Origin of the sequence: Lentimicrobium sp. L6 (genome assembly GCF_013166655.1) — a bacterium.
Taxonomy (GTDB): domain Bacteria; phylum Bacteroidota; class Bacteroidia; order Bacteroidales; family UBA12170; genus UBA12170.
In genome coordinates this window covers 1-16116 of sequence record NZ_JABKCA010000094.1, presented here as the reverse complement: position 1 = coordinate 16116, position 16116 = coordinate 1, and the positions used below count along the sequence as shown (strand labels likewise).

The 16116-nt window shown below is 35.0% G+C and carries 14 protein-coding genes and 1 pseudogene; 11 read left to right on the top strand and 4 right to left on the bottom strand.

The window, feature by feature from the left end; genetic code table 11:
- Nucleotides 1–60 precede the first annotated feature (60 nt).
- Nucleotides 61–174 (top strand): annotated as a pseudogene (locus HNS38_RS21275) (GlsB/YeaQ/YmgE family stress response membrane protein); the annotation flags it as partial.
- A gap of 66 nt (nucleotides 175–240) precedes the next feature.
- Here HNS38_RS21275 and HNS38_RS18040 read toward each other — a convergent pair.
- From HNS38_RS18040 to HNS38_RS18030, 3 genes are all read right to left on the bottom strand, one after another.
- Nucleotides 241–2403, bottom strand: a complete 2163-nt coding sequence (locus HNS38_RS18040) for an Omp28-related outer membrane protein (protein ID WP_172276286.1) — start codon at nucleotides 2401–2403, stop codon at nucleotides 241–243.
- A gap of 6 nt (nucleotides 2404–2409) precedes the next feature.
- On the bottom strand, nucleotides 2410–2565 hold the full coding sequence (locus HNS38_RS18035) for a hypothetical protein (protein ID WP_172276284.1): 156 nt from the start codon (nucleotides 2563–2565) through the stop codon (nucleotides 2410–2412).
- A 163-nt stretch (nucleotides 2566–2728) separates the two neighbouring features.
- Nucleotides 2729–4459 carry a tetratricopeptide repeat protein gene (locus HNS38_RS18030; protein WP_172276282.1) on the bottom strand — a complete coding sequence of 577 codons (1731 nt, stop codon included), beginning with the start codon at nucleotides 4457–4459 and terminating at the stop codon, nucleotides 2729–2731.
- A gap of 96 nt (nucleotides 4460–4555) precedes the next feature.
- Between HNS38_RS18030 and HNS38_RS18025 the strand changes: the two genes are divergently transcribed.
- The 6 genes from HNS38_RS18025 (at nucleotide 4556) to HNS38_RS18000 (ending at nucleotide 9782) form a co-directional block, all read left to right on the top strand.
- Entirely contained in the window at nucleotides 4556–5167 is a 612-nt protein-coding gene (locus HNS38_RS18025) for a peroxiredoxin-like family protein (protein WP_172276261.1), read from the top strand.
- Nucleotides 5168–5169: 2 nt separating this feature from the next.
- Entirely contained in the window at nucleotides 5170–5643 is a 474-nt protein-coding gene (locus HNS38_RS18020; RefSeq protein WP_172276259.1) for a thioredoxin family protein, read from the top strand.
- Between the two features lie 232 nt (nucleotides 5644–5875).
- Complete coding sequence (locus tag HNS38_RS18015; RefSeq protein ID WP_172346845.1) at nucleotides 5876–7159, top strand: rhodanese-like domain-containing protein; 1284 nt, start codon at nucleotides 5876–5878, stop codon at nucleotides 7157–7159.
- A gap of 32 nt (nucleotides 7160–7191) precedes the next feature.
- Complete coding sequence (locus HNS38_RS18010) at nucleotides 7192–8175, top strand: L-histidine N(alpha)-methyltransferase (protein WP_172276255.1); 984 nt, start codon at nucleotides 7192–7194, stop codon at nucleotides 8173–8175.
- A 344-nt stretch (nucleotides 8176–8519) separates the two neighbouring features.
- The gene (locus HNS38_RS18005) at nucleotides 8520–8801 is read left to right on the top strand and encodes a DUF427 domain-containing protein (protein WP_172346844.1); all 282 of its coding nucleotides are present in this window, start codon (nucleotides 8520–8522) and stop codon (nucleotides 8799–8801) included.
- Between the two features lie 129 nt (nucleotides 8802–8930).
- Nucleotides 8931–9782: a hypothetical protein gene (locus HNS38_RS18000; protein WP_172276251.1), complete on the top strand. Its 852-nt coding sequence runs from the start codon at nucleotides 8931–8933 to the stop codon at nucleotides 9780–9782.
- Between the two features lie 50 nt (nucleotides 9783–9832).
- Here HNS38_RS18000 and hemW read toward each other — a convergent pair whose 3' ends face one another.
- Nucleotides 9833–10960, bottom strand: a complete 1128-nt coding sequence (gene hemW, locus HNS38_RS17995; RefSeq protein ID WP_172346843.1) for a radical SAM family heme chaperone HemW — start codon at nucleotides 10958–10960, stop codon at nucleotides 9833–9835.
- A gap of 862 nt (nucleotides 10961–11822) precedes the next feature.
- On the opposite strand from hemW, the gene HNS38_RS17990 reads away from it, so the two are divergent.
- The 4 genes from HNS38_RS17990 to HNS38_RS17975 all read left to right on the top strand — a co-directional run bounded on the left by HNS38_RS17990 (nucleotide 11823) and on the right by HNS38_RS17975 (nucleotide 15944).
- Entirely contained in the window at nucleotides 11823–13979 is a 2157-nt protein-coding gene (locus tag HNS38_RS17990) for a S46 family peptidase (RefSeq protein WP_172276247.1), read from the top strand.
- A gap of 257 nt (nucleotides 13980–14236) precedes the next feature.
- A complete protein-coding gene (locus tag HNS38_RS17985; RefSeq protein ID WP_172346842.1) occupies nucleotides 14237–14911 on the top strand; it encodes an outer membrane beta-barrel protein in 675 nt (224 codons plus the stop codon).
- 64 nt (nucleotides 14912–14975) lie between these two features.
- Nucleotides 14976–15440 (top strand): DUF1456 family protein, encoded by a 465-nt coding sequence (locus tag HNS38_RS17980; RefSeq protein WP_172276243.1) that lies wholly within the window; start codon nucleotides 14976–14978, stop codon nucleotides 15438–15440.
- 3 nt (nucleotides 15441–15443) lie between these two features.
- Nucleotides 15444–15944 carry a hypothetical protein gene (locus HNS38_RS17975; protein WP_172276241.1) on the top strand — a complete coding sequence of 167 codons (501 nt, stop codon included), beginning with the start codon at nucleotides 15444–15446 and terminating at the stop codon, nucleotides 15942–15944.
- Nucleotides 15945–16116 lie beyond the last annotated feature (172 nt).

Below are 16116 nucleotides of genomic sequence, written 5' to 3'. Positions count from 1 at the left end.
TATCACCATTAACAACTGAATTTCAGATAGTTAAAAACCGAACTCAGGTTATTAGGAAGTTGGGGTTTTTCCTTGATCGGAATTAATTTTGGAAATGGTTTGTTAGGAACATTAATTGCTGCAACGGCAGGCGCAGTAATTATTATTTTTGTAGTGAATTTCTTTAAAAAATAGGGCCTCCATAAAAAAGGAAAGCCAGCCCTTTTACCGAGCTAGCTCTCCATCCATCATGAAATTAACCTACTCAATTATCACCTTTTTAGTGATGACAATCTCATTTGTATTTAGTATCAATAAATAAATTCCTTTTCTATACTTAGAAACATCCAATTTAAACTCTTCTGTTCCGACTTGGAAAGTATTCAATAGCTCACCAGTCATATCATATAGTGCAATAGACCGAATTTCTTTGTCAAGTTTTATATTCATAAAATCAGAGCTAGGATTTGGATATAGCAATAGTTTTTGATTATTCATATTTACAAGCCCATCAATTACTAAATTCACTTCTATGTCTACATCTTCTCCATCAACTATAACTTGGTCATCAAAGGCTTCAAAGCCATTTAAACTTATTGAGTAATCATAGGTACCATCCTCGTAATTTTCAAATGTGGTTTGGCCTGAAGCATTTGTGGTTTGTGTTTCTCCATCGATGGTGATTTCAGCTCCTCCAAGGGGTATGGAACCATCTAATACTGTATAGCTTATGCTATAATGAGAAACAAAAGCCGTCATTTCTACAACTTCGAATATATCATCATCAATAACAGTAATCGATCCACTAGCTGACTCGTAACCATCTTTTGTAGTAGTAAACTCGTAAATACCAGGTGTCACATCTTGATAATTGATAAAGCCCAAGTCATCAGTAGTTAATATTCCATAAGACTCTAAATTTACCTCAGCACCTTCAATAGCGTTTGATTCCTGATCAATAACATTAAACGCTACTTCATAAGTTTCTGTTCCCTCTTTATAATTGATTTTAATATTATCAAAGCTACAGTTACCCTCTAAGGAGTTATGTTTCCATGCAAAGAAAATATCTGTGTCTTCTGTTGGGAGATCCTCCAATAGAAGTTCATATGTCTCCCATTCTGTTGTTGGAATAATAGTCATAATATCAACAAATGATTCTGGATCTGTTGGATCCGACATGATTCCAAAAACCATTTCCATTGGAAAACCACTATCTTCACCTATATCAAAAAATATCTTTTCTCCAGGGGTAATGTTAATCTGTTCAGTTGCCATAATCATTGGTGATAAATCATCACTTTGTCTAAAAAAGAGAATTCTACCATCATAATGATAAATATAATTACCACCCGTTTCATTGATAACAGTATAACTATCAGGGATATCGGTTGTGAAATCTTCATAGTAGTAATAACCCGGATCAGCCATAATTATAACTTCTATAACGTCTTGATCAACTACATCAATAGTTCCTTCAGCTGGAATAAGACCAGATGCAACAATTTCATAATCATAAGAACCAGGTAAAACAGCTTCGTACATAATCTGACCTGAAGCATCAGTAAATTTCACCCCACCATATTCTAAAAATAGTTCGGCACCTTCAACTGGAGTATTATTGGCATCTACTACATTTATTGTAATAGTATAATCTGTCATACTACTCACTACTGGAACTTGTTTTGATTGAACCAAACTTTTATCGCTGTCGTCCTGAACAAATACAATCACGTGTAAGTCGTTTTGAGTTTCCATATTAGTAGAACTCATATCATAAGAAAAATTTAAAGTTTCGGTATCGCCATTGCTTAATGCAGGCAGAGTAGTACCAGAGGCATCAGGAAACATTTTCATCATTACATGTGTAAATTCTAACTCACCATTGCTTCCTGTATTTTCAAATGTTCTACCTTCAACTACAACAACTTGTGCTTTAAGACCTGCAGGATAGTCGGCAAGAGCATTTAAATCAACTGCTATTGTGATATTATTATCAGGGTCTATTTCTGCAGTAGATACTTCTATATCTAAATAAGTAGTTTGACCCTGATAACTATCATATACTTCCTGAGTACACTCATTTGGATGCATTTGATCTGAATTTACATACAAAGAAGGAACAGATGAGACACCATAATAGGATGTTCTAGCTCCAACTTCCGCAGTATAATATGGGTCTCCAGCTCCAGGAAAGTTTGTTTGATACTTAATAACACTATATGTACCAGGGTTATCTTCTAAGAGGGCATCGAAAATAGGGTTGGCATAAGCACAAGGAGGGCAAGTAGAGCTAGTAAATAGTTCAAAAAGCGGTATTAATGGAACTTCATCATTTACATTTTTATTGCTTTGAGCGAATAAACCAAGGCTTATAAAAAGTGCTAAAGTCGTTTGTAACAAGTGTAAAGTAAATTTTTTCATAGTGAATTATTTTTTATTGTTGTTTTTGTTATTTGATGGCTTTAGAATTTGCAATTGTTCCATCATCTTTTTCAAGACTTCATTTTGATTTTTCTTTTTCTCAATGAAAAGTTTTAATTCATCGGAATTCTCTTGTTTTAAGACATTTTCATCTTTTTCCATCGGCAATATTTTTTCGAAGCAAAGATGAAGTTCAGAAGGACAAAAGACAAAAAAACAACCTATACAAATCCTTAGATGGATGTGAATGTGACCTATACAAATCCTTAACAAAAACAATAACTATTTGATTAACTATAGAATAAAAAAACAGAAGAGGCTAAATTTAAAACTTAGAGAGAAATGAAGAAAGGTTCTCTTTGGTATTGGTAATTCCTAGTTTTTTGCGTAGACGAGAACGTGCTATCTCAAGTGAGGAGGTTCTTTGTCCGGTTAATTCTGATATTTCTTTGGTGGTCATATTGAGTCGGAGGAAGGCACACAAACGTTGTTCACTAGAACTCAACTCGGGAAATTCTTGCAATAAGTTTTCGTAGAAACTTGTATGAACTTGTTGGAAGCGAACTTCAAATTCTTCCCAAATTTCTTTATTCGTGGATTGTTCTAATTCACTTGCAATTCTTTGAATGGCTAGCTTAGTATCATCTTTTACAGCATCGTCTCTCACCTTCATCAACTTAGTGGCCAGTTCTGATAAGACTTCATTCTTGCGCATCAGGCCCATCACATTAGAGGTTAACTCTTTGTTTTTCGATTCCAGTTTACCTTCTAACTCTTTCCTTTTTATAATGGCGTTTTTGGCTTTTAAGCGATGGCGAGCCACCAAAATGAGAATGATAAAAACAAAGAACGATACGATTATAACAGCTGTAATGATATATTGAAATTGGATTCTTTCCCTTTCAATTTCTCGCAGCTGTTCTTGCTTTTCAAATTCAGAAAGTAATTCCAACTGTAATAGGCGGTTCATGCTTTTTTCCAAATCCAGACTATCTTTCAACTGATACTGAATCTGGCTATACTTATAAGCACTATCTATATTCCCTAGGCCTTTATAAACATAGTGCAATCGCATGGCCGATACATAAATGGACTTTTTTAAGTGGTTTTCCTTGCCAAGTTGATAGGCCTTTTTAGCAAAAACCAAACTTTTATCTAGGTCTTCAAGTTCCTCATAATATTTAGAATATTGAGTGTTAATGGCACATCGCTTTGGAACATGATTGATTTCAACAAAAAGAGCCTCTGCCTTGTTATAATAATAGAATGCAGTGTCATAGGATTCTTTCTCTCGGTTAGTAATAGCTAGGTTAAGGTAATTTATTCCTTCCCAAAGCTTTCTTCCTGATTTTTTATTAATGACAATGGCTTTACGAATGTAATCTTCAAAATTATCGAACTCACCCATATTCCCATAATCTGCTGCCACATTATTCAATCCTCTAGCAATACCAATGATATCGTTTATCTCACGAGAAATATCTAATGATTGTTGATTATATTCCAATGACTTCTGCCACTTTTCTTGTTCAAAATAAATATTCCCAACGCGATATAAAGCTTTACTAATTCCTTTTTTATCTTCTAATTCTTCGAAAAGCTTCAAGGCTTCAAAACTCATTTCAGAACTTTTATCATAATCGCCAAGATCAGAGTATGTCTGGCTGATTACTATTAAGGCATCGGCATATTCCTTTTTCAATCCAAGCTTATTTGACTCTATTTTTACTTGATTAGCATAATACAAAGCCAATTTAAAATCCGACTGCTGCCAATAGATATGTGCCAGCTTATTCATGGCTCCTAATTTGCCTTTTTCATCATTATTCTTCACCGCTAATTCAAGAGCACATTCACCATAACCCAAACATAATTCTGGATTACTGGTGTAGAGACTGTCGATGATATGAAATAGGCTATTTAACTTTTCTTGAGGAGATAAGTACTGTAAACTAGTTTGTTTTAAGCTATCGCATACACTTTGACTCTGAGCAATAGAAATGGATGTCCCAAGCAGTAAGAATGAAATAATGAGTATGTGCCGTTTAATCTTCAATTGTTTCTATTATTTGTACAAATGTAATTATTTCTTAAAACTAAGATGCATTTGTAAGGATTCAAAACTCAAACTACTAATAAAGAAACAAACGAAATGAAAACAATCGTCGCTATCATATTAATTATAATCAGCTTTAATATATCTCAAGGCCAAACCACAAAATCAGTTGAGGAGGCCAAGGGATTAGCTATAGGTGAAATGGCTCCAAACTTTTCTGCTTTAAATGCCAATAATGAAACCATTATCTTAAAAGAAGCATTACAATATGGCCCAGTGGTTTTAGTATTCTATCGTGGCTTTTGGTGCCCGGTATGTAATACTCATTTGGCAACTCTTCAGGATAGTCTTCAGATGATAGAAGCAACAGAAGCAAGCATCATTGCTATATCACCAGAAAAACCAGAGTATTTAGAAAAAATGTCGGAGAAATCAGGTGCACAATTCACCCTCCTCTACGATGAGAATTATCGAATCGCCACCGCTTTCGATGTCAATTACAAACCAAAGAGCAGCCAATTAATGACTTATAATATAGCTTTGGGTGCTAAAATTAAAAAATCACATAGCAGTGATGCTCAAAATCTACCCATCCCCGCTACCTTCATCATCAATAAAGACGGTGAAATTATTTGGCGACAATTCGACCCCAATTATAAATCTCGCTCTTCAGTAAAAGAAATAATAGAAAACCTTCAAAAACTATAATGATGAAAACAAATATCAGCAGTCGTTTCCGACTTAAAACCAAAAGCATATTCACCTTATTATTAATGGTGTTTTCTACCATCGTCTTTGCACAAGAAACAAACCCCGACAAAGGAATTCAATTTAATGAAGACTCCTGGGAAGAAATTCTACAATTAGCAAAAGAAGAAAACAAACCTATCTTCCTCGATGTTTATGCCTCTTGGTGTGGACCTTGTAAAGCATTAAAACACCGAACCTTTCCTGATGCAAAAGCTGGAGAATATTTCAATAAAAACTATATCAATGTGACCTTAGATGCAGAAAAAGGAGAGGGAATTAATATTGCTCGTCAGCTTCAAGTTGATGCTTATCCTTCCTTATATATTCTTAACACAGAAGGTGAAGCAATCCTCCTATCGCAAGGGTTTCATAGTCCAGAAGAACTCGTTGAACTAGGAAAACAAGGAGTTACTGAATTGGAAAAAATGAATTGATTCTAGGCTAAACAAATTAAACGTTTTCTCCTTCAGTTATGCAATACGTCATTCCACGCAAAGAAAACGCAAAGGAAATCGCGAAGTGCGCCAAAGGCAGGGATGTCATCTCTTGAAGCGATGACATCCCTGCCCGAAAACAAAAACTATTAAACTTTGATTTATTAAAAAACTCCTTACCCCCAATACTCAAGATAAATTCCTAATTTTAACATCTACCAAAAATTAAAGTATGAACATCAGAGAAATTTCCACAAATGAATTAAAAGACTTTATAGATAATAATAAAGGATGGCTTATTGATGCGCGGCCAACAGAAGCCTATAATGGCTGGGCTCTACAAGGAGAAAAACGAGGAGGTCATATCAGAAGTGCCAAATGCTTGCCACTAAAATGGACCAAATACATGGATTGGATAGAGATTATTCGTTCCAAAGGTATACTTCCCGATCAAGAAATAGTGATTTATAGTTATACGAGTGATGAAGCTAAAAAACTGGCTCAGGTCTTCAAAAAAGCAGGATACGAAAAACTGGCCATCTACCCTCATTTTTTAAGCGAATGGGTCAAAAATGAAGAGCTTGAAATGGATCGCTTGGCTCGTTTCAATCACTTGGTTTATCCAGACTGGGTTCAAGCTTTAATTAAAGGCGAGAAACCTGAACACTATCATAATGATAAATTCGTGATTTGTCACTCCCATTATCGCAACCGTGATGCTTATTTAAGCGGCCATATCCCTGGTGCCATAGATTTGGACACCCTGGCTTTAGAAGCACCAGAGACTTGGAACCGACGTTCTCCTGAAGAATTAAAAGAAGCTTTGGAGGCGCATGGTATCACCAGTAATACCACAGTAGTGTTATATGGGAAATTCATGGATCCTGACAATGATGATGATTTCCCTGGAAGTGCTGCTGGTCACATTGGCGCCATTAGAAATGCCTTTATTATGATGTATGCTGGAGTAAAAGATGTACGGGTTTTAAATGGAGGATTTCAATCGTGGAGAGATGCTGGATTTGAAATTAGCAAAGAAGATGTTGCTAAAGTTAGAGTGAATGATTTTGGGGTTCAGATTCCATCTAAACCAGAATTGGCTGTTGATGTTCCACAAGCCAAAGAAATGATAGCAGCAAAAGATGCAGACATTATTTGTACAAGAAGTTGGCCAGAATATATCGGTGAGGTGAGTGGCTATAATTATATTGAGAAAAAAGGTAGAATCCCGGGGGCTATTTTTGGCAATTGTGGTACCGATGCCTACCATATGGAGAATTATAGAAACCTAGACCATACAGTTAGAGAATTTCATGAAACCAAAGCCATTTGGGATGAAATAGAAGTGACAGGTGATAAACATCTGGCTTTTTATTGCGGTACTGGTTGGCGTGGTAGTGAAGCCTTTTATAATGCATGGCTGATGGGTTTTCCAAGAGTTTCGGTATTTGACGGAGGATGGTTTGAGTGGAGTAACGATCCTGAAAACCCTTTTGAGACAGGAATACCAGACTAGTGTATTTTCTTTAAATGCTAAAGAGAAAACAAATGGAAACCACAAAAACGAATACTTTGGAACAACTTATACTAAACGCATTTGCAAAAGATTGTTTGGATGGATTATCTGCTGATAAAAAATATTTATCCTCTAAATATTTTTACGATCACTGGGGAAGTAAAATCTTTCAAGACATCATGCGCATGCCCGAATACTATTTGACCGACTGTGAATTAGAAATTTTCGAAAAACAAAAGGAAGATATTTATCAGGCTTTCTCCTCCCACACGTCCAGCTTTGAACTCGTTGAACTCGGTGCCGGAGACGGATTAAAAACCAAAATCCTCCTCAATCATTTTCTAAACAAAGAAATAGACTTTGAATATGCACCCATCGATATTTCAGAATCTGCAGTGAATCAATTATTAGTGGATTTGGAACAAGAATTCCCTAAACTAAAAACCAGAGGATTAATAGGAGATTATTTCCATCTTTTAGAGGAGCTTAACCATCAGGACCTTCCCAAGGTTTTATTATTTCTAGGTAGTAATATTGGTAATTTTAATAGAGGAAAGGCAGTGAGTTTCTTGAGTAAATTGAGAGAACAAATGAAGGATCACGATCAGCTTTTTATTGGTTTCGATTTAAAAAAAGACCCTCAAATCATCCTCAATGCTTATAGCGATCCCCATGGCCTTACTGCAGCTTTCAATCTGAATCTATTAAGTAGAATGAATAGAGAATTAGAGGCTAATTTCGATATTTCAGCTTTCAAACATCTAGAAACCTACGATGAAGAAAGTGGTGCTACCAAAAGTTTCTTGATTAGCCAAAAGAAACAAATGGTTTATCTATTAAAGTTAGAAGAACAAGTTTCTTTCGAAAAAGGAGAAAGTATTTTTATGGAAATATCCCAGAAATACGATGAGGCCATGATTAATGATTTAGCAAATTCTTCAGGTTTTAAAGTAAGCCATAGCTTTTACGATAGCCGCCATTACTACCTAAACTCGCTTTGGGAATTAAATGAATAAAACTGTTGTGTAATTCTTAAGGCTTTGATTATTAAGAATCTATTTCTGAAACATCGCTTTTTTTGAAGAATATTATAATTTATTGAATGATTTCTTTTTTGATTCCTCTATAGAAGTAGACGCTTAAAAACATAACTGATGGTGTAGTATTGATAAATAGGTATATATAGGTGCTAAATTTCACCTCAAAATGAAAAGCAATTATTTCATAATTTGAATCACTCCTAATGTTTTGTTAATATAGATTGTAAGTTATAGTGTCTAAGAACGACTACATTAAACAATTCTGTTGCAATTTATTTCTGTAAACCACAAATATTTTGCACCTTCAAAAACACAAAATTATGAAAGCAATTTGGAATGATAGAATAATCGCCGAAAGTGATGAAACAATTAATGTAGAAGGAAATCAATATTTCCCTCGAGAATCTGTAAATACAGAGTTTCTTAAGAATAGCAAAACCCATACTGTATGCCACTGGAAAGGCTCAGCAACCTATTATGATGTGATAGTGAACGGCGAAGTGAACAAAGATGCAGCATGGTATTACCCAAGTCCATCATCACTAGCCGATAAGACAAAAAACTATGTTGCTTTTTGGAGAGGTGTTAAGATAGAAAAATAAAGGAAAGTATTGTCTTAATTCATTTATTAATCCTATTTTTGCAGAACAACCATCAGAACAAAATACTCCCACGATTACTAAGAGAATGAGCTAGAGTATTTTTTATTAAAAAATTAAGAAGGGATAAGCATGCAATGGAAAGCCATTAGCTCTAAGTACGAGCAACACACCAAAATGGGTTTGGTAATACAACATCAAGTCATTCAGTTTTTAGCCATGGTTGGGAAATATCTCACCACAGAAAAGGCGGATGACAGTCATACAAATATTATTTTTGATACCGACAGAAGCTGGTTTATTGGTAAGACTTTATCCAATGGACACTTCTTAGCTATTGATGCCATTGAGTTAGATATGATGATATTAAATTCCAAATCAGAAATTCTTAATAAATTTGCATTAGAAGGAAAAACTAAAGCCAAAATATTCAAATGGATGAAAACCATGTTGTTTGGTGTAGGTATCAATGCGGATCATATGAAGATGGAGATGCATTATCAACTGGAGGAACATCCTTTAGATCGAGGTGCTTTTGTGACCTTTGATGATATAGATGGCTTTGAGGAAAATGTCATATTAAGACATAATGCTGAATTAGTTTTAAAAGAAGTTTTAGAACAAATGAGACAGAAAGTAGATATTAGAATTTGGCCTCATCATTTTGATACAAGAGCATTAATTCCTATTGAATATGGAAAAGATGGCGAGCTATTGAAGTATATTGGTATTGGTTTGGCTATTCCAGATGATATGATTGATGTTCCTTATTTCTACCTTAGCTTTTGGTCGAAAGAGAAAATTGAAGACCTAGAAAATCCTGAGGAACTGCTTGCCGGGAAATGGATGACTCCTAAATGGAATGGTGCTGTTTTAACACAGAACGATATTTTGAAGGTACAATCATCACAAATTCAACACCAAATGGTAATGGATTTTTATCGTTCTGGATTAAATGTTTTGAAAGCCTATTTTCCATACTAATCGCAACAATAGATTTAAAAATATGAGCATGGTATTAGACCATGCTTTTTTTATTCCACAAAAAATTCAGCAGCAATACCATCAGCAAAGAACTTGCCTTTTTTGGTGAGTTTAAAAACACCATATTGCTCTTGAAGCCATTCTTGCTGGATTATACCTTGTGCTTTGAGTTGAAATAAGTCATACCACTCTTTTGGGAATTCTTTTGGGGAAGCATCTAAATTGACACCCCATTTGGTTCTTAAACCAGTCATCACCCATTCGTTCCATTGGTTACTTAGGCTTAACTGTTCTTCATCAAAAGAGACGCCTTCGTTTTCCGATGATTTGATATAATCGCTCAGGTGGGCTTTATTCCAGCGGCGGCTTGTTCCATTATAGCTATGTGCCGAAGGACCTAAGCCTATATAGGGTACACCTTGCCAATAACTGGTATTATGTTGGGCATATTTACCATCTTTAGCATAATTAGAAATCTCATATTGCTCCATGGAAACCTGAGGAAGGAAATTTTGAAGCATTTCGTATTGTTGAATGGCTTTTTCGTCGTTGGGAGCTTGTAGTTTGCCTTTTTTAACCAATACATCGTAAGCTGTTTGCGGCTCTTGAGTCAAGGAGTAAGCAGAGAGATGAGTAGGCTGCAGTTGTTGGAGTATATTAAGGTTTTCCTCCCAAGACTCTATGGTACTTGCCGGAATTCCATAAATCAAATCTAAGCTCAAGTTATTGAAACCATTGTCTTGCGCCAGTTTTACACTCTCAATGGCTTCTCGTCCACTGTGAACTCTATTTACTGATATCAACTCCTCATCGAAGAAGCTCTGCACTCCAATACTCAGCCGGTTGATGCATGTGCTTTTTAATGACTTTAAATACTCAGCCGATAAATCATCGGGATTAGCCTCTAATGTAATTTCAGCAGAAGAATTGATATCAAAAACCTCCTCTAATTTTTCAAATATTCGGTTTAAATCCGAAGCCGAATATAATGAAGGAGTTCCTCCTCCAAGATAAATACTATTTATTTTTGGGGAGGGTAAATAGTTTCTTCTCTGCTCAATTTCAAGCAATAGCGATTCCAGAAACTCTGGACGATAGCGAGTGGTTGCCAATGAAAAGAAATTACAATAGTGACATTTCTTTTTGCAAAAGGGGATATGTATATAAATTCCAGCCATAATATTTTGCAATGATAAGCAATTGGAGCATTTAATTGGGCTTTGAGTTTTTTGTTTGCATTTTTTTGGGAGGGCGTTTTTTTAGGTCCACACTCAGCCGCCTTGCCTTTTTGTTTTATTCCTTAGGTTTTCCAGACGGCCGCTATAATCCTCGTGCATATATTTACCACGGGTTAAAAACCCATGGTGAATTATATTTGACTCTTTTAGAGTTCATTGGGATAACGGATAATTTCTACTCAGCTCATTTTTTTAACTTATAGCCTGATATAATTCTGAATATTCGTATTTTACATAAGCTGAATCTTTTGACTTTCAGATAATAAATATCAGAATTTTGTTTCTTCTAAATTGGCAATAATTAAATCTCAAATTATAGAATACAAGAGATATTCAAGACAATTAACCAAGGCTTCTATTAAAATTACCACATGGTTTTAACCCGTGGTAATTGAATCCCCCCATTTTCCTCAAGTCGGCCAGATCATTTTAATTCGGAGAATTATCTTAATGCCGACTTATAGCTCAGCATTTCATATTAAAAACCCATGGTCATGTATATTTGACTCCCTTGGAGTCAATTGAGATGGCATATATTCATAAAAACGCCCCTTAATCACTCAAACCCACCACATCCACCTCACAATTAAAAAACAAAAACTTATTCTTCTGATAAAAAGACATTAAAAAATACTGCTATAGGAATCATAAAATGAGAAAGTTATAAAAAAGTGTTCACAGGCGTACATATTATCTGTGTTAATAATGCTCTAAATAGCTCATTTAGTGGACTAAAAGTGTGGATTTTATCAAAATTATTGTTTACTTTGCGCCCTAGAAATTTTAATAAAATCAAATAATAATGAGAAAATTAATCATTTTAACTTTTGCTCTTGTTCTTGCATTGCAGCCTGCATTGAAAGCTGATGAGGGTATGTGGGTTCCAATGTTCCTCAAGCAGTTGAACATTAAGGACATGAAAAAGCAAGGCTTTAAACTTTCAGCCGAAGATGTTTATAGCGTTAATAAATCAAGCTTAAAAGATGCCATCATCATTTTCGGTGGCGGATGTACTGGTGAAATCGTTTCTCCTGAAGGTCTTATTTTCACCAACCACCACTGTGGATATGGTTCGATTCAACAAGTAAGTACTATTGAGCACGATTATTTAACTGATGGTTTTTGGTCGAAAAGCAAAGACGAAGAAATTCCTATTGAGGGTTTAACTGTGAAGTTCTTAGTTCGTATGGACGATGTAACTGCTAAAATGTTAGATGGTGTTTCAGATACCATGACAGAAGGACAAAGAAGTGAAGTTTTAGCTAAAAATGAGGAGGCTTTAATTGAAGAAGCTACTAAAGATAACCATTATAAAGCTATCGTTGAAAGCTACTTTGCAGGTAATGAATTTTATTTAGTGATTTACGAAGTATTTACTGATGTTCGTTTGGTAGGAACTCCTCCAGAAGCCGTTGGTAAATATGGTGCTGATACTGATAACTGGATGTGGCCTCGCCATACTGGTGACTTCTCTGTTTTCCGTGTTTATATGGGAAAAGATGGTAAGCCAGCTGAATATTCTAAAGATAACCTTCCATACAAAAGCAAGCATTACCTTCCTGTTTCTATTAAAGATAGAAAACCAGGTGACTTCGCTTTCATCATGGGAAACCCAGGTTCTACTGATAGATATTTAACTTCTTATGGTATCGACCAAGCTATCACCGAAAGCAACCCTGCTGTTGTAAAGATCAGAACAGCCAAGTTAGACGTGATGAGAGAATTCATGAGCACTGATCCAAAAGTTCGTTTACAATACTCTTCCAAATTTGCTCGCACCGCTAACTATTGGAAATATTTCCAAGGTCAAACTAAAGCTTTAAAGCAATTAAAAGTTGCTGATGAGAAAAGAGGAATCGAAGACAGTTTCCAAGCTTGGGCTGATGCTAATGAAGATCGTAAAGCTAAATATGGTGAAGTGGTAAATATGTTTGATGAGGCTTACACTGCATCAGGAGATTACAACTTAAGCAACTGGTATTTTAGAGAAGCTTTCTATAGTGGTTCTGAGCTATTACGTTATGCTGCCTCTTTTAAAAAATTAGGAAAACTATTAAGTGCTGATACTGTAGATCAAGAAAAAGTAGATGCTGCTATCGAAAAGCTAAGAACTGGAAAAGATGATCATTTCAAAGATTATTATAAGCCATTAGACGAGAAGTTATTCTCTGAAACTATGAAGTTATACTTCTGGGATATTGCACCAGAACAACAACCTACTGTTCTTGTTGAGAATGCTAAGAAATACCAAGGTAACTTTATAGCTTGGGCTGGTGACCTTTTCAGAGCTACACATTTTGCTGATGCAGCAAGCGTTGAAGCGCTATTAGACAATCCTACAGCTGATGCGATTAATAATGACCCTGCTATTCAAATTTGGAATGGTTTCTTTGAGACTTATATGTCTATCAAGCCAATGGCTATGCCTGTTGCTGATAAAATGGCTAAAGCAAACCGTTTATTCGTTGCTGGTTTAAGAGAACAAAATCCAAATACAAAATATTATCCTGATGCTAACTTCACCATGCGTTTAACTTATGGTACTGTAGGTGGATATAGCCCAGCTGACGCTGAGGAGTTCAAATATTATACTACTACTGATGGTATTCTTCAAAAAGAAGATCCTACAAATCCTGAATTCGTAGTTCCAGCTAAACTAAAAGAATTGATTTTAGCTAAAGACTTTGGTCCTTATGCCAATAAAAAAGGTGAGATGCCAGTTGCTTTCTTAAGTAATAATGACATTACAGGTGGTAACTCAGGAAGTCCAATTATGGATGCTCATGGTAACTTAATCGGATTAGCTTTCGATGGTAACTGGGAAGCCATGAGTGGTGATATTGCTTTCGATCCTAAATTGCAAAGAACTATCAACGTAGATGCTCGTTATGTATTATTCATCATCGACAAATTAGGTGGTGCACAAAACATTATCGACGAGTTGACTATCGTGAAATAATCGAGATCAAAAACATAATATATATATATATGTGGGAGCGACCTATTTGGGTCGCTCTTTTTTTATACTATATTTTCATTGTTATACGGTAACTGATAATTTCTATATTTGGGATGAGTTAAGTAAACACAGAAAAGTATTGAGAAAAAGGCTTTGGGAGGAATTGAACCAAAGCCTCATTTCGATATTAAATAGGTATAAAACACTTGGAGCAAATATAATTTGACATTATAATAATATTCAAAAGTATTCTACAGATGAGGAGTGGTCATGAAATTATTAATATGAGAAATGCTATTATTCTATTCATACTCACCTTTTACACAGGTGTCTTATGGGCTCAGAAAGAAGAGTCAGAAAACTCTGTAGAAGTGATGGTTTCTTTTAATAGAACCAACCTTAAAGATCAGAATACTGAGAATGGCAATGGTTTTGGATTGGGACTTTACCAGACGTTTCTTATGTCCAAAAAGGTGAAGCTTATATTTGGCCTAGAGTATAATAAAACCACTCAAACAAAAAATAGAATGTATGGTGGACATTATGCACATACAACAGATATAAAGTATAGTTTTAACTGGTTTTCTATTCCTTTGAATGCAAGAGTTTATTTTGGTGAAAGATTTAAGTTCTTCATAGAGTCAGGAGCTTTTGTAGACATTCCGCTCTCTGCGAGAAAAAAAGGAACATCACATTCTTGTTTACCTAATGAGGAAGGACATCCGGAATATAAAACAAATGACTTTGATGAAAAAGCCAGCCAGATACGTACTAACCTTGGCCTTAGTGTGGGTTTAGGTTTCATGATTCCCATATCGAATACTACTTTAATTATAAAGTCAGACTATAGGTATGGGTTAAGGCCTATTCATGAATATTATGATAAAATTACCAATAAGTATTATAGAATTAGTGTTGGAATGAAAATATAAATCGATAGTATTGGCACTAAAATAGTGCTATCAAATGTTACAAAACAAAAACAACAAATGACAAATGACCAAAAACGATATATTAAGACGAATCCGCTATCTGTTTAACTATAGCGATGCTAAAATGGTTGATATTTTTAAACAAGCTGATTATCAAGTAGAGGAGGCTGATGTAATAGATTGGCTAAGAAAAACGGAGGATCCTTTTTTGATAGAGATTTCAGATAAGGAACTGGCTATTTTCCTGAATGGATTAATAGTAGAGAAGCGCGGGAAACGAGAAGGACCAGCGCCGGATCCCGAGAAGCATTTAAATAATAATATCATCCTCAGGAAATTAAAAATTGCCTTGGATTTAAAGGCTGAAGATATCATTACCCTCTTTGCTTCCATTGATATAAAAGTGGGAAAACCAGAATTGAGTGCCTTTTTCCGCAAACCCAATCATAAATCATATCGACCAGTGTTAGATCAGTATCTGAGGAATTTCTTAAATGCCTTGCAAAAGAAATCTGTTGATCAAAAATAATCAATGGACAAGAACAAAACATACATCAAAATCTCCATTGGAATTCTGTTTGGTGCATTGTTTCCAATAGGGATATATAATTTGATATTTAAGCTTTTAGAGAGGCTTCTTTTTTATATAGATTTAAATATACTCTTCGCAAGTGGTATAGCTTCTTTTGTTGCGGCAGCAGTAGCTGTATATATTTTTAGTAGAACGATGAATTATTTATTACAGTTTGATTATTCTAAAGCTCCACAGGTAAAAAGGTTATTTTTCATGGGCGTAGGTGTTAATTTGGCTATCCAACTGATTTGGTTCATCATTCCCATTATTGATGGTCGATTAGGTTCCGAATATGATGAAAAAATAAACCAAGCCTATGCGCTTTTAACTACAGATCATTTTTTAGCACATATAACTATCAATATCGGCGGTGAATTAATAGCTTTTCTGGGCATGGTATATCTTATTTACAGAAAAATAAACAGGCTCAAAACACATTCAGATTTAAATGCATCTTGAGCCTGAACCCTTATTGATTAAATGTTAATCTTTTATTTCATTGAAAAGCAACTTTAGTCAGTGCTTTTTTTGCTCCCCTTGGGGTTCTACTCTTTATACACATCTTGTTTAAACAAGTCAAAAGCTATTTTGAAGCCTTCGTACTTTTGGTTAAAGTTATCATAACCTCTTT

Excerpts from the sequence above, each read along its gene's own strand:
- HNS38_RS18020 (WP_172276259.1), top strand. The coding sequence starts at position 5,170 with ATGAAAACAAATATCAGCAGTCGTTTCCGACTTAAAACCAAAAGCATA.
- HNS38_RS18005 (WP_172346844.1), top strand. The coding sequence starts at position 8,520 with ATGAAAGCAATTTGGAATGATAGAATAATCGCCGAAAGTGATGAAACA.
- HNS38_RS17990 (WP_172276247.1), top strand. The coding sequence starts at position 11,823 with ATGAGAAAATTAATCATTTTAACTTTTGCTCTTGTTCTTGCATTGCAG.
- HNS38_RS17975 (WP_172276241.1), top strand. The coding sequence starts at position 15,444 with ATGGACAAGAACAAAACATACATCAAAATCTCCATTGGAATTCTGTTT.
- HNS38_RS18025 (WP_172276261.1), top strand. The coding sequence starts at position 4,556 with ATGAAAACAATCGTCGCTATCATATTAATTATAATCAGCTTTAATATA.
- HNS38_RS18000 (WP_172276251.1), top strand. The coding sequence starts at position 8,931 with ATGCAATGGAAAGCCATTAGCTCTAAGTACGAGCAACACACCAAAATG.
- HNS38_RS18035 (WP_172276284.1), bottom strand. The coding sequence starts at position 2,565 with ATGGAAAAAGATGAAAATGTCTTAAAACAAGAGAATTCCGATGAATTA.
- HNS38_RS18015 (WP_172346845.1), top strand. The coding sequence starts at position 5,876 with ATGAACATCAGAGAAATTTCCACAAATGAATTAAAAGACTTTATAGAT.
- hemW (WP_172346843.1), bottom strand. The coding sequence starts at position 10,960 with ATGGCTGGAATTTATATACATATCCCCTTTTGCAAAAAGAAATGTCAC.
- HNS38_RS17985 (WP_172346842.1), top strand. The coding sequence starts at position 14,237 with ATGAGGAGTGGTCATGAAATTATTAATATGAGAAATGCTATTATTCTA.
- HNS38_RS17980 (WP_172276243.1), top strand. The coding sequence starts at position 14,976 with ATGACCAAAAACGATATATTAAGACGAATCCGCTATCTGTTTAACTAT.
- HNS38_RS18010 (WP_172276255.1), top strand. The coding sequence starts at position 7,192 with ATGGAAACCACAAAAACGAATACTTTGGAACAACTTATACTAAACGCA.
- HNS38_RS18040 (WP_172276286.1), bottom strand. The coding sequence starts at position 2,403 with ATGAAAAAATTTACTTTACACTTGTTACAAACGACTTTAGCACTTTTT.